Source organism: Streptococcus caledonicus (assembly GCF_042656225.1).
Lineage (GTDB): Bacteria > Bacillota > Bacilli > Lactobacillales > Streptococcaceae > Streptococcus > Streptococcus caledonicus.
Genome location: NZ_JBHSOJ010000016.1, coordinates 752040 through 766275, shown reverse-complemented (window position 1 = coordinate 766275; position 14236 = coordinate 752040). Strand labels below are relative to the sequence as shown.

Sequence of the window (14236 nt, the reverse complement as noted above, 5' to 3'; positions counted from 1 at the left end):
CGTTTGCCATTCTTATCCTGAACTTGCGTTACTGTGCCACGCTTAATCTCACGAGTAATGGTAGAACGGTGACGATTGAGTAAACGTGCAATCTCAGCGGACTTTTTCCCCATTTGCAAATAAGCACTAATTTCGCCTCGCTCAGAAGCTGATAAGTGAGAATAACGAGATTTTTTGGTAGAATGGTTAGTGGACATGTTCATCTGCTTTCTATACTGAGTTGGGGAATTCTAGTATATCAGAAGAACATGTCTTTTCTGTTGCACTTCATTTTACAACGCGGGTAAATATTTTCTCGATTATTTTGATATTTTAATAGCAAATAGATTGTAGGACATGTGGTATAATGGTAAGGATTGATTATATGGAGAAAAAAGATGATTTATTTTGATAATGCGGCAACAACGCAACCTTATGCAGAGGTGCTTCACACCTATCAGGAGGTGGCGACTAAAATTTTTGGAAATCCTTCTAGCCTACATAATCTTGGCAGCAAATCAACTCGAATTTTAGAAGCTTCTCGTAAACAAATTGCAGAACTTTTAGGAAAGACTGCGGATGAGATTTTTTTTACTTCAGGTGGTACAGAAAGTGATAACTGGGCCATAAAGGGAGTAGCCTTCGAAAAAGCTCGCTATGGTAAGCACATTATTGTGTCTGATATTGAGCATCCTGCGGTTAAGGAGTCGGCAAAATGGCTGAGCACCCAAGGATTTGAGGTGTCTTTTGCACCAGTTGACGAAAAAGGCTTTGTGGACCTTGAAAAATTAGCAGAGCTTCTCAGATCAGATACCACTTTAGTGTCTGTAATGGCTGTTAATAATGAGATTGGTTCTATTCAGCCAATTCAAAAAATTTCTGAGCTATTAGCAGATAAACCAACGATATCCTTTCATGTCGATGCTGTGCAGGCAATTGGTAAAATACCAGTCTCAGATTTTTTGACAGAACGAGTTGATTTAGCATCTTTTTCAGGACATAAGTTTCACGCAGTCCGTGGTGTCGGTTTTCTATATAAAAAGGCAGGTAAAAAATTAGCTCCGCTTTTAACCGGTGGTGGGCAAGAAAAGGATTTACGCTCAACCACTGAAAATGTAGCTGGTATTGCTTCTATGGCAAAAGCTCTGCGATTGACCCTAGACAAAGAAGAAGTCGCTAATATTAAAATTGCTAAGATGCGACAGATTATTCGAGAAGAGTTGCTAAAACATGGGGATATTACCGTTTTTTCAGGAAACGAGAACTTCGCTCCAAATATCTTGGCCTTTGGTATTAAAGGGGTGCGAGGAGAAGTAGTGGTTCATGCATTTGAGGAGCACGAGATTTATATTTCGACGACCTCTGCTTGCTCTTCTAAATCTGGAAAAGCAGCAGGGACTCTAATTTCAATGGGAGTCCCAACCCCATCTGCTCAAACAGCTGTTCGTATTAGTCTTGATGATGACAATGACATGAGTCAAGTTGAGCAATTTTTGACTGTTTTTAGACAAATTTATGAAAAGACAAAGAAAGTGAGATAAGAAATGACGTTAGTTTATTCAGAAATTATGGTTCGCTATGGCGAGCTATCGACTAAAGGAAAGAATCGCATGCGCTTTATTAATAAGCTCAAGCGTAATATTCAAGATGTGTTATCCATTTACCCAGCTGTTCAAGTGACTGCTGATCGTGATCGTTGCCATGTGATTTTAAATGGTCAAGATTATGCTCCTGTCGCAGAAAGTCTCAAACAAATTTTTGGGATTCAAGCCTTTAATCCTGTTTACCGTTTACCTAAGGATGTTACGGTTTTGGAAAATGCGGTGCAGGAAATTATGACTGGTTTGTATCGTGAGGGATTAACGTTTAAGGTGGCAGCAAAACGTGCTGATCATAGTTTTGAGTTAGATAGTCGTGAACTTAATCATACGTTGGGAGATGCTGTTTTCCGTGCTCTGCCATCCATCCAAGCACAAATGAAAAAACCAGACGTTACACTCAAGGTTGAAATACGTGATGAGGCAGCCTACATTTCTCATGAAGAAATCAAAGGTGTTGGTGGCCTACCAGTTGGAACTTCTGGTAAGGGAATGTTGATGCTATCTGGTGGAATTGATTCACCTGTTGCTGGTTATTTGGCTCTTAAGCGTGGTGTGGATATTGAGGCAGTGCACTTTGCGAGCCCACCCTACACAAGCCCAGGGGCCCTTAAAAAAGCCCACGATTTAACACGCAAATTAACCAAATTTGGTGGCAATATTCAATTTATCGAGGTGCCATTTACCGAAATTCAAGAAGAAATCAAAGAAAAGGCACCAGAAGCCTATTTAATGACCTTGACACGTCGCTTTATGATGCGCATTACAGACCGTATTCGTGAGGAAAGAGATGGGTTAGTAATTGTCAATGGTGAAAGTCTTGGACAAGTTGCTAGTCAAACACTTGAAAGCATGCAGGCTATTAATGCTGTGACAAACACCCCGATCATCCGTCCAGTTGTGACTATGGATAAATTGGAAATCATTGACATTGCAGAAAAAATTGATACCTTCAATATCTCCATCCAACCGTTTGAAGATTGCTGTACTATTTTTGCGCCCGACCGTCCTAAAACAAATCCTAAAATCAAAAATGCCGAACAATATGAACGCCGTATGGATGTTGAAGCTTTAGTTGAAAGAGCTGTAGCTGGTATTATGATTACAGAAATAACACCTCAGGCAGAAAATGATGACGTAGAAGAGATGATTGAGGATTTGTTGTAACTAAGATTCGTTGCATCAATAAAAGGAGCTAGAATGGTATCTAAGAATTACTATTTTGTTGAAATACAGTTTTTGAACGGTGATTCACAGACCTTTCAACTTCCGAAAGATTTACAGGGAGCCATGCGGGCTTACCGCTATGCGAATTAGCAACATTGGGAGAGTCTATTAACCGGTGCATTGATTAATTATCCAAGTGCAGATTATACTAGAAAAAATAACTATAGACCAACGATAAGACTAGGTAAGATCATTCGAGTATTTGCGCAGAAATCTCAACAGAAAAAGCGTAGTAGAGGACAATTTTTAACTTCAGAAAATTGGGAGCAAGAAGGGATTGCACATTTTTGGAGAAGTGTTAGATTTATTCAACATGATTATTCTTTCTGGAATAAGGTTATTTTGGCAATTGATTACTATCGTTGGAAGCGCTGGAAAGAGCGGTAAATGATAATTAATTGATGCCATTAATAAAATGAGAAAAAAGTTGTGGAAGGAGAGTTGTTAAGGTCACCATCAATAAAAATAAATTGAATTGGTCAAATTAAGAAAATAAATTTAATAAATCGCAACAAATTTCTTGAAAAAGCTAGACAAGAGTGTTAGAATAGTAATGTTGACTAAATGCACATCCTGTGCAACCGCGCGAGTCCCGTTTTAAGCGGTTTGTCCCACGGTACAAGGCGAGTCTTCACAGAGGGAAACCTCACATTAAAAATTTTATAGGAGGTGCATCATGAGCACATACGCAATCATCAAAACTGGTGGTAAACAAGTTAAAGTTGAAGTAGGTCAAGCTATCTACGTTGAAAAAATCGACGCTGAAGCTGGCGCAGAAGTAACTTTTAACGAAGTTGTTCTTGTAGGTGGAGAAACTACTAAAGTTGGTACTCCAGTCGTTGAAGGTGCAACAGTTGTTGGTACTATCGAAAAACAAGGTAAACAAAAGAAAGTTGTTACTTTCAAATACAAACCTAAAAAAGGTAGCCACCGTAAACAAGGTCACCGTCAACCTTACACAAAAGTTGTTATCAACGCTATCAACGCGTAATCTAGCAACTGATTTATAGGAAAGGACAAATATTATGTTGAAAAATCTTGAAAACTTGCAACTTTTCGCCCACAAAAAAGGTGGAGGTTCTACATCAAATGGTCGTGACTCACAAGCAAAACGTCTTGGTGCTAAAGCAGCTGATGGACAAACTGTAACTGGTGGTTCAATCCTTTATCGTCAACGCGGAACTCACATCTACCCAGGTGTGAACGTAGGACGTGGTGGAGATGATACACTTTTTGCAAAAGTTGAAGGTGTTGTACGCTTCGAACGTAAAGGTCGCGATAAAAAACAAGTTTCTGTTTACCCAATCGCAAAATAATTTAGTTTGACTAATAGAAAAAGTAGGATTTTCCAGATGGAGGTCCTATTTTTCTTGAAAAAAATTTGATATACTACGTACATCAAGTATTGACCAAATGCTCAATACTCATGCTGAAAGAAATAAACAAGAGCAGATAATGCGACTGTAGAGGTTAGAGGATTTTGTAAAAATATCGGTTTTGAACTTAGTGATCTCTTTATTGTTTGTGATTCTAGTATGATAGACTGACTAATCTCTTGTTTTATAGAGTATTAGAAAATTATTGGAGGAGAAATGATATGACAATTATTGCTACAAATCAATTATCAGAACAGCAGGAGCAAGAAGTGCGCCAATTAATTGCTGAAATTAGGGCTTATGATAACTTTACACGCGAGCCATATCTTTCAAATATGCTCAATTTTGATCAAGACATGCCAGCCTTCTTTTTAGCTTATGAGAAAAATGAGCTTCGTGGTTTTTTGACCGTGTATGCAGATGGTCCTAATGAAGTGGACTTATTTATTTGGGTAGCACCAGCCTATCGTCGTCAAGGAATTGCGCGCCAACTTTTTGAAAGGTACCAAAAAGAAACGGCCATCTATGGTTTGGGTAACCCATCTTTTAATATCGAACGTCATTTTTTGGAAAATAATCCCTGGTTACTTTCTGCTTGGCAGGTCATTGAATCTGATGAAAGTGAATTTTGGATGAGTCGTAGTCGTGATAAGGTAGATATTGAAGAGAGAAGAGATATCATCGTTTGTCAGGCGGAAATCCAGCATCTAGAGGCTATTGCTATCTTCCAATCTGAAACGTTTGAAGAAGACTTAGAGGTGTGCCGTCAGTATGCACGTGAGGCAATTGAGGATGAATCGAGTCTTCTTTACGTTGTTTTGCGAGCTGACGAGGTCATCGCCTCTTGTACGGTTGATTTATCATCAGGCGATCAACTTTTATATGGATTGGCTGTTAAAAATGCTGAGCAAGGCAAAGGCATTGGGACTTATATGACAAAATTTATCCTTAATGACCGTATTGAGAGTGATAATCGTCCTTTTCAAATTGCAGTAGAAGCTGATAATGCTGTTGCAAAACATTTGTATGAAAAACTTGGTTTTGTGACTAGTTCTGAAATTACTTATTTGAAATAGTTAAAACCTGCATCATGCAGGTTTTTTTTTGTAAAATTTGCTATAATAGTTCCCATGAATATTCAACAATTACGATATGTCGTGGCAATTGCAAGTACGGGAACTTTCCGTGAGGCAGCGACCACACTTTATGTCAGCCAACCTAGTCTTTCAGTTGCTGTGAAGGATTTGGAAGAGGAACTTGGTTTTAAAATTTTTAAGAGAACAACGTCTGGTGCTGTTTTGACAACACGAGGGACTATTTTTTTTGAAAAAGCGCAGCGCTTAGTGGCGAATTTTGATTCTTTTGAAAATCAATACACTCACAACAAATCTGGCCAAAAAGAGTTTTCTATTTCCAGTCAGCACTATGATTTTTTACCACCTTTAATCACTAAGTTTTCAGAAGCTTACCCAGAGTATGCCCGTTTCAGGATTTTTGAATCGACAACGGTTCAGATTTTAGATGAAGTGGTAGAAGGGCATAGCGAGCTTGGGATTATTTATCTTAGCGAGCAGAACCGCGATGGTATTTTACGTAAAATGGAAAAGCAGGGCTTAGAATATGTAGAGCTCAGCCATTTTCAAACTCATATTTATCTAAGAAAAGATCATCCTTTGGCGAGTAAAACTACCCTGACAATGGAAGATTTAGCGGGTTTTCCATCAGTTCTTTTTACGCAAGAAAAGGATGAGTATCTCTATTATTCTGAAAATTTGGTTGATCGAAGTGATTCAACCACTGTTTTTAAAGTGACTGACCGTGCTACGTTGAATGGTATTTTAGAACGTACAGATGCTTATGCAACGGGATCAGGTTTCTTAGACCGTGCTAGTGTGAATGGCATTATGGTCATTCCGCTTGAGAATGCCGTTAACAATCAGATGGTTTATGTTAAACGTGCAGAAATGGATTTGTCTCCTTGTGCAGAAAAATTTGTTGCTGTTATGAAGGGGTATTTTTCTGACTTAGAAGAGGAGAAGCAATGAGAAAAATTATGATTCCAATAGCTATTATTGGATTGATTATTCTTGATCAGTTGAGTAAATTTTGGATTATTGAACATATTGATTTAGGACAGGTTCAATCATTTTTGTCCCCTATTTTTAGCTTAACTTACGTTAGGAATTATGGCGCAGCTTTTTCCATGTTACAAAATCAGCAATGGTTCTTCGCTCTCGTCACAGTTGTTGTTATCGGAGCAGCTATTTATTATTTAATTAAAAATATCAAGGGAAGCTGGTTGTTGTTACTAGGTTTGATACTTGTTATTTCAGGAGGATTAGGCAATTTTATTGACCGTGTGCGCCTAGGTTACGTGGTTGATATGGTACATTTGGATTTTGTGGATTTCGCTATTTTCAATGTGGCAGACTCTTACCTCACCGTTGGAGTAGCTGTGTTGGCATTAGCATTGTGGAAAGATGAGGAAGCATGGAAATAGTTGTAAAAGAAAGTGGTCACCGTCTGGATAAGGCAGTGGCAGAGTTGACAGAATTGTCACGCGCTCAGGCGAATGAAGGGATTAAGGCTGGGGCTATTTTGGTCAATGGCAAGGCTGTCAAGGCAAAATATGCTGTTAAAGAGGGTGATGTCATCACTTATCAAGTGCCAGAAGAAGAGGTCTTAGAGTATGTAGCAGAGGATATTCCTTTGGATATCGTTTACGAAGATGAGGATGTTGCTATTGTGAACAAGCCTCAAGGTATGGTTGTTCACCCATCTGCTGGTCATACAAAAGGAACCTTAGTCAATGCGTTGATGTATCATGTCAAAGATTTGTCCTCTATCAATGGGGTAGTCCGTCCAGGCATTGTACACCGTATTGATAAAGATACCTCTGGTTTGTTGATGATTGCTAAAAATGATGTCGCTCATAATACTCTAGCAGAAGAATTAAAGGCCCAAAAGTCCTTGCGTAAATACCTTGCTATCGTGCATGGTAATCTACCAAATGACCGAGGAATTATTGAAGCCCCGATTGGACGTTCTGAAAAAGACCGTAAAAAACAAGCAGTTACAGCCAAAGGAAAACCTGCTGTTACACGCTTCCAAGTTTTAGAACGTTTTGGGGATTATACGCTTGTTGAACTCACATTGGAGACAGGACGTACTCACCAGATTCGTGTTCACATGGCCTATATTGGACATCCTGTTGCTGGTGATGAAGCCTACGGACCTCGTAAAACTTTAAAAGGAAATGGACAATTTTTACATGCACAAACCCTTGGATTTACCCATCCAAGAACAGGAGAATTGGTTCAATTCACAGCACCTGCACCTGCTATTTTCCAAGAAACGTTAGAGCAGTTAAGAAAAGGGTAGATAAGGCTTATCGGCAATGCCGATGAGTTTTTTTTATGGTTAAACTGATTGATTTATTTATCGCAAATGAGACTCAGAGTCAGTTATTGATTAAAATTGTCGTTCAAAATTCAGAATGAACTTACTTTTTTACTTGCTATTGTTCAGATTTTTGTCTATAATAATGATAATTAAATTCCTTTAATATCGTCCCGTGAGGTGATTAAGGAGAACTTAAAAAACAGGCAGTGACTAGTGGGTCAATTGTCCCTATTTTTCAGTATCTCCTTGGAAACAGGGGGATTTTTTGTATCATTAGTGCTTCATTTATCAGGAGGAATTGTATATGAAAAGTAAAGAAATCATTGATGATGTGACGATGAAACGTGCCATCACTCGTATTACTTACGAAATTATTGAGCGGAACAAAAAACTCGATAATATTGTATTAGCAGGGATTAAGACACGTGGCGTTTTTATTGCGAAACGCATTCAAGAGCGTCTATCTCAACTAGAAAATCTTGATGTCCCGCTTGGAGAATTGGATATCAAACCATTTCGTGATGACATCAAGGTTGAAGAGGACACAACAGTTATGCCGGTTGATATTACAGATAAGGATGTTATCTTGGTTGACGATGTGCTTTATACTGGGCGTACCATCCGCGCAGCGATTGATAATTTGGTGAGTCTCGGACGTCCTTCAAGAGTTAGCCTTGCTATTTTGGTTGACCGTGGTCACCGTGAGTTACCAATTCGTGCAGACTATGTCGGGAAAAATATTCCAACAAGTAGCAACGAGGAAGTGATTGTTGAGGTCGTGGAAGTTGACGGTAAAGATCGGGTCACATTAGTTGAGGAGGCATAAGTATGCCTGTTGTGGATGATAAGGTAGTGCTAAGACACTTAGTGTCGATGGAATACCTAAGCGAAGAAGAGGTTGTAGGCTTAATTTCTCGAGGGATTTCTTTAAAAAATGGCAGAGCTTCTCAGTCGTTAGATAAACAAACCTTTATCGCAAATCTCTTTTTTGAAAATTCAACGCGCACTCATAAATCATTTGAAGTCGCAGAGAAAAAACTAGGACTTGATGTGATTGATTTCCATGTTGAAACGAGTTCTGTTAACAAAGGTGAAACCCTCTACGATACAGTGTTGACATTAGATGCTCTAGGTGTTGAGATTTGTGTTATTAGGCACTCAGAAGTCGATTATTACAAACAACTTATTGAGAGTTCTACCATTTCGGCTTCCATTGTTAATGGTGGTGATGGTTCTGGTCAACATCCCAGTCAGAGTTTGCTTGATTTGATGACCATTTATGAAGAATTTGGCCGTTTTGAAGGAGTGAAAGTTTGCATTGCAGGTGATTTAACGCATTCGCGCGTGGCAAAATCTAACATGCAAATCTTAAAACGTTTGGGAGCGCAGCTTTATTTTTCAGGACCAGAGCAATGGTACTCAAAAGAATTTGATAGCTACGGTCAGCATGTAGCTATTGATGATGTTATTGAAGAGCTTGATGTGCTCATGTTACTGCGTGTGCAACATGAGCGTCATGATGGTAACGGAACGTTTTCAAAAGAAACGTATTACCGTCAATTTGGATTAACCAAGGAACGCTATGAATGTTTAAAAAGCTCTGCTATAATCATGCACCCAGCCCCAGTAAACCGCGATGTAGAGATTGCTGATAGTCTGGTGGAGGCGGATAAATCACGAATTGTGAAGCAAATGACTAATGGTGTTTTTGTGAGAATGGCAATCTTAGAAGCGATTATTGCGGGGCGTCAAGAAAGATAATTTATAATGACTTGGCTATGTCAGGCACTAGCTCGAAAACAACTGCAATCGTTCAGTTGTTTTCTCACGTCTGAGTGCCCCATTCACGCTATTGAGTCAGAAGTATTTATTTAATGCTGTTCAGAGAGACAGCAAATAGAAAGGAGAAGCTTGTTAGTGATGCTAACGGGCGGGGATTAAACTGAGTAACATTAGCGTCCCTTAAAGTAAAACAATGACAAAACGATTGTTGATTTTAGAAGACGGTACTGTTTTTGAAGGGAAAGCCTTCGGAGCAGATGTAGAAGTGACAGGAGAAATTGTTTTTAGCACAGGGATGACTGGCTATCAAGAATCCATCACAGACCAATCTTATAATGGACAGATACTGACTTTTACGTATCCATTAGTAGGAAATTATGGCATCAACCGTGATGATTATGAATCGATTACACCGACTTGTAAAGGTGTCGTGGTAGCTGAGGTAGCTCGTCGTGCAAGTAATTGGCGCAATCAGATGACTTTAAATGAATTTTTAAAAGCTAAAAATATCCCTGGTATTGCTGGTATTGATACAAGAGCATTAACTAAAATTATTCGCCAACATGGTACCATGAAAGCTACCCTAGCAAATGGTGGTGAGTTGAAACATTTACAAGAGCAGCTTAAAGCTACTGTTTTACCAACAAATAATATCGAACAAGTGTCGACTAAAACAGCTTATCCTGCACCGGGGATTGGAAAAAACATTGTACTAGTTGATTTTGGCTTGAAGCACTCAATTCTTCGTGAGTTTTCAAAACGAAATTGTAATGTGACGGTTGTTCCTCATACAACGACGGCAGAGGCCGTTTTACACCTCAATCCTGATGGAGTGATGTTGTCAAATGGCCCTGGAGACCCAACAGATGTCCCAGAAGCGTTAGAAATGATTCGTGGTGTGCAGGGGAAAATTCCACTTTTTGGAATCTGTATGGGCCACCAACTATTCAGTCTGGCTAATGGTGCAAGAACCTATAAGATGACTTTTGGTCACCGGGGGTTTAACCATGCGGTGCGTGAAATTGCTACTGGACGTGTGGACTTTACCAGTCAAAATCATGGCTTTGCGGTAGATAGAGAAACCTTACCGGAGTGTTTAATGGTGACTCATGAAGAAATCAATGACAAGACTGTCGAAGGGGTTCGTCATCGTGATTTTCCAGCCTTCTCTGTTCAGTTTCACCCAGATGCTGCACCTGGTCCACACGATGCCAGCTATCTCTTTGATGCATTTTTAGAAATGATTGATGCTTGGAAAGCTGATCAAGCGACCAAGTAATGACATCGGAATCGTTATTGCCTCTATCAATTGAGAGAGGGAGAAAGTGTCGTAGCTGTTTGAACTTTCTTCGAAAGTTCTAGTTATCCTGACGGGGTCGTCAATGAGATCGAAGATTTCTGACTTACCGCCATTATTTAATGTTATCCAGAGAGGTAACAAATGAGAGAAAGGAGAAAACAAGGGGATCGTGTTTGCGAAAATGAACACGAACTAAAATCCTAGTGAAAAAATAGATTTCCTAGTGTGTAAGCACACGTCGTCAGTGTCCTATTTTCGCTTTTGAGTTTTTTGGCTCAAACCTTTAACAGTCTACTGGACTATTAAAATCATACGGATTTTTAGATCCCCTTTGTATCATAAATTATGCCAAAACGTACTGATATTAAAAAAATTATGGTGATTGGTTCTGGTCCGATTATTATTGGTCAGGCTGCTGAATTTGACTATGCTGGAACACAGGCTTGTCTTGCTTTAAAAGAGGAAGGCTATAGCGTTATTTTGGTTAACTCCAACCCTGCAACCATTATGACGGATAAAGAAATTGCGGATAAGGTTTATATTGAACCCATTACCTTAGAATTTGTGACACGCATTCTCCGCAAGGAGCGACCTGATGCTCTCTTACCAACCCTTGGTGGTCAAACTGGTTTGAACATGGCAATGCAACTGTCTAAAGCAGGTATCCTTGATGAACTTGGTGTTGAGCTTCTGGGAACAAAATTGTCTGCTATTGACCAAGCTGAGGACCGTGATTTGTTCAAGCAATTGATGGAAGAATTGGACCAACCTATTCCTGAATCTGAGATTGTTGAGACTGTTGACGAAGCGGTTGCCTTTGCTAATAGCATTGGTTACCCTGTGATTGTCCGCCCTGCCTTTACTCTAGGTGGTACTGGTGGTGGAATGTGTGCCAATGAAGCAGAACTTCGTGACATCGCTAAAAATGGTTTGAAATTATCGCCAGTAACCCAATGTTTGATTGAACGCTCAATTGCTGGCTTTAAAGAAATTGAATACGAAGTCATGCGTGATGCATCCGATAATGCTCTAGTCGTATGTAACATGGAAAATTTTGACCCTGTTGGCATTCATACGGGTGACTCCATCGTGTTTGCACCGACACAAACGCTGTCTGATATCGAGAATCAAATGCTTCGCGATGCTAGTCTAAAAATCATCCGTGCTCTTAAAATAGAGGGTGGCTGTAACGTCCAGTTGGCACTTGACCCACATAGTTTCAAGTATTATGTTATTGAGGTGAACCCGCGCGTGTCTCGTTCGTCAGCCCTTGCCTCAAAAGCAACTGGCTATCCAATCGCGAAATTGGCTGCGAAAATTGCAGTTGGTTTGACTCTTGACGAGATGATTAACCCTGTCACAGGAACAACCTACGCCATGTTTGAACCTGCTCTTGACTATGTGGTTGCCAAAATTCCTCGCTTCCCATTTGACAAGTTCGAGCACGGTGAGCGCCGTCTTGGGACACAGATGAAAGCGACAGGAGAGGTTATGGCAATCGGTCGTAACATTGAAGAAAGTCTCTTAAAAGCCTGCCGTTCGCTTGAAATCGGTGTTTATCACAATGAGATGCCAGAACTAGCAGATGTGACAGACGATGCCTTAGTTGATAAAATTGTCAAAGCACAGGATGACCGTCTCTTCTACCTTTCAGAAGCCATCCGTCGTGGTTATCCGATTGAAGAATTGGCAGAGCTGGCGAAGATTGATATTTTCTTCCTAGATAAGCTCCTTCATATCTTTGAAATCGAACAAGAACTGGCAACACATGCTGGTGATGTAGCGTTGCTTAAAGAAGCCAAACGCAATGGTTTTGCAGATCGTAAAATTGCAGAGCTTTGGAATATGACGACAGCAGAGGTGCGTGCTCTTCGCCTAGAGAATAAGATTGTCCCTGTTTACAAGATGGTAGATACCTGCGCGGCTGAGTTTGAAAGCTCCACGCCATATTTCTACTCAACCTATGAGTGGGAAAATGAGTCTGTCAAATCAGATAAAGAGTCTGTTATCGTTCTTGGTTCAGGTCCAATCCGTATTGGACAAGGGGTTGAGTTTGACTATGCAACAGTGCATTCTGTCAAAGCCATTCAAGCAGCTGGCTACGAAGCCATTATTATGAACTCAAATCCTGAGACGGTATCAACTGACTTCTCAGTATCTGATAAACTCTATTTTGAACCGCTAACTTTTGAAGATGTAATGAATGTGATCGAGTTGGAACAGCCAAAAGGTGTCGTGGTGCAATTTGGTGGTCAGACAGCCATTAACTTGGCAGAAGCCTTGTCTAAGGCGGGGGTTACTATTCTTGGGACACAAGTTGAGGATTTGGACCGTGCTGAAGACCGCAAACTCTTTGAAAAAGCATTAAAAGAGTTGGGGATTCCGCAACCGCCTGGCCAAACCGCAACCAATGAAGAAGAAGCTGTGGAAGCAGCTCGTCATATTGGTTTCCCTGTATTGGTACGTCCATCGTACGTTCTCGGTGGACGTGCCATGGAAATCGTTGAAAATGAGACTGATCTTAGAAGCTATATGCGCACAGCCGTAAAAGCAAGCCCAGAACACCCTGTTCTTGTTGACTCATACCTCGTTGGTCGTGAGTGCGAAGTAGATGCAATCTCTGATGGGAAAGATGTCTTGATTCCCGGGATTATGGAACATATTGAACGTGCCGGTGTCCACTCAGGTGACTCAATGGCAGTTTACCCACCACAAGGGATTTCTAAAACCATTCAAGCGATTATCGCTGATTACACCAAACGTTTAGCACTTGGTCTAAACTGTATCGGAATGATGAACATTCAATTTGTCATAAAAGACGAAACGGTTTACGTAATCGAAGTAAATCCACGCGCTAGCCGTACCGTACCATTCCTCTCTAAAGTCACCGATATTCCAATGGCTCAAGTGGCAACCAACTTGATTCTTGGCAAATCATTGGCAGAGCAGGGATATGAAGATGGGCTCTACCAAGAAAGTCCTCTGGTTTACGTCAAAGCACCAGTCTTCTCCTTTACAAAATTAGCTAAGGTAGATAGCCTTCTTGGACCTGAGATGAAGTCAACAGGGGAAGTCATGGGGGCAGATGTGACCCTTGAAAAAGCCTTGTATAAAGCCTTTGAAGCCAGCTACTTCCATTTGTCTGAATTTGGCAATGTGGTCTTCACCATTGCTGATGATACTAAGGAAGAAGCTCTAGCCTTGGCAAAACGCTTTGATCGTATTGGTTATAACGTCCTTGCGACAGAAGGAACAGCTAAATACTTTGCAGAAAACGATTTAGAAGCACAACTTGTTGGTAAAATTTGCCAAGATGATACTGACATTCCAAACCTTGTTCGTCAAGGAAAGGTACAGGCGATTGTCAACACCGTAGGTAAGAAACGTACCGCAGATGAAGACGGACAAGTTATCCGTAGCTCTGCCATTGCCCAAGGCGTGCCACTTTTCACAGCTCTGGACACCGCAGAAGCCATGCTACAAGTCCTCGAAAGCCGCGGTTTTACAACACAGGCCATATAAGAAAACTAAGAGGTTGGGACAAACCATCACGATTGCGGAGCCCACACCCA

General features: G+C 40.4%; 14 protein-coding genes, 1 pseudogene and 1 other annotated feature. Of the genes and pseudogenes, 14 read left to right on the top strand and 1 reads right to left on the bottom strand.

From position 1 onward, the window contains the following. Positions 1–197 (bottom strand): helix-turn-helix domain-containing protein (locus ACFPQ3_RS07675; RefSeq protein ID WP_380433833.1); only part of this gene is annotated, 197 nt, incomplete at its 3' end. A gap of 180 nt (positions 198–377) precedes the next feature. On the opposite strand from ACFPQ3_RS07675, the gene ACFPQ3_RS07670 reads away from it, so the two are divergent. From ACFPQ3_RS07670 to carB, 14 genes and pseudogenes are all read left to right on the top strand, one after another. After that, the gene (locus tag ACFPQ3_RS07670; RefSeq protein WP_156806666.1) at positions 378–1520 is read left to right on the top strand and encodes a cysteine desulfurase family protein; all 1143 of its coding nucleotides are present in this window, start codon (positions 378–380) and stop codon (positions 1518–1520) included. Positions 1521–1523: 3 nt separating this feature from the next. After that, positions 1524–2744, top strand: coding sequence for a tRNA uracil 4-sulfurtransferase ThiI (gene thiI / locus ACFPQ3_RS07665; protein ID WP_156806665.1), 1221 nt, complete (start codon positions 1524–1526; stop codon positions 2742–2744). Between the two features lie 33 nt (positions 2745–2777). Then, on the top strand, positions 2778–2894 hold the full coding sequence (locus ACFPQ3_RS11840; RefSeq protein WP_465269571.1) for a DUF7679 family protein: 117 nt from the start codon (positions 2778–2780) through the stop codon (positions 2892–2894). 12 nt (positions 2895–2906) lie between these two features. After that, positions 2907–3191 (top strand): annotated as a pseudogene (locus ACFPQ3_RS11835) (DUF7679 family protein); the annotation flags it as partial. 182 nt (positions 3192–3373) lie between these two features. Next, positions 3374–3445, top strand: a sequence feature (ribosomal protein L21 leader region). A gap of 35 nt (positions 3446–3480) precedes the next feature. Beyond that, on the top strand, positions 3481–3795 hold the full coding sequence (gene rplU, locus ACFPQ3_RS07660; RefSeq protein WP_027972894.1) for a 50S ribosomal protein L21: 315 nt from the start codon (positions 3481–3483) through the stop codon (positions 3793–3795). Between the two features lie 34 nt (positions 3796–3829). Then, complete coding sequence (rpmA, locus tag ACFPQ3_RS07655; RefSeq protein ID WP_027972895.1) at positions 3830–4120, top strand: 50S ribosomal protein L27; 291 nt, start codon at positions 3830–3832, stop codon at positions 4118–4120. A gap of 281 nt (positions 4121–4401) precedes the next feature. Beyond that, the gene (locus tag ACFPQ3_RS07650; RefSeq protein WP_156806664.1) at positions 4402–5256 is read left to right on the top strand and encodes a GNAT family N-acetyltransferase; all 855 of its coding nucleotides are present in this window, start codon (positions 4402–4404) and stop codon (positions 5254–5256) included. Between the two features lie 54 nt (positions 5257–5310). After that, complete coding sequence (locus ACFPQ3_RS07645) at positions 5311–6225, top strand: LysR family transcriptional regulator (protein ID WP_156806663.1); 915 nt, start codon at positions 5311–5313, stop codon at positions 6223–6225. After that, on the top strand, positions 6222–6680 hold the full coding sequence (gene lspA, locus ACFPQ3_RS07640) for a signal peptidase II (RefSeq protein ID WP_156806662.1): 459 nt from the start codon (positions 6222–6224) through the stop codon (positions 6678–6680). The genes ACFPQ3_RS07645 and lspA overlap by 4 nt, the downstream gene beginning before the upstream one ends. Further along, positions 6671–7561: an RluA family pseudouridine synthase gene (locus ACFPQ3_RS07635; RefSeq protein ID WP_156806661.1), complete on the top strand. Its 891-nt coding sequence runs from the start codon at positions 6671–6673 to the stop codon at positions 7559–7561. The genes lspA and ACFPQ3_RS07635 overlap by 10 nt, the downstream gene beginning before the upstream one ends. 325 nt (positions 7562–7886) lie before the next feature. Continuing rightward, positions 7887–8408, top strand: a complete 522-nt coding sequence (gene pyrR / locus ACFPQ3_RS07630) for a bifunctional pyr operon transcriptional regulator/uracil phosphoribosyltransferase PyrR (RefSeq protein WP_156806660.1) — start codon at positions 7887–7889, stop codon at positions 8406–8408. A 2-nt stretch (positions 8409–8410) separates the two neighbouring features. Then, positions 8411–9343 (top strand): aspartate carbamoyltransferase catalytic subunit, encoded by a 933-nt coding sequence (locus ACFPQ3_RS07625; RefSeq protein WP_156806659.1) that lies wholly within the window; start codon positions 8411–8413, stop codon positions 9341–9343. Positions 9344–9557: 214 nt separating this feature from the next. Then, positions 9558–10643: a carbamoyl phosphate synthase small subunit gene (locus ACFPQ3_RS07620; RefSeq protein WP_156806658.1), complete on the top strand. Its 1086-nt coding sequence runs from the start codon at positions 9558–9560 to the stop codon at positions 10641–10643. A 366-nt stretch (positions 10644–11009) separates the two neighbouring features. Beyond that, on the top strand, positions 11010–14186 hold the full coding sequence (carB, locus tag ACFPQ3_RS07615) for a carbamoyl-phosphate synthase large subunit (RefSeq protein ID WP_156806657.1): 3177 nt from the start codon (positions 11010–11012) through the stop codon (positions 14184–14186). Positions 14187–14236 lie beyond the last annotated feature (50 nt).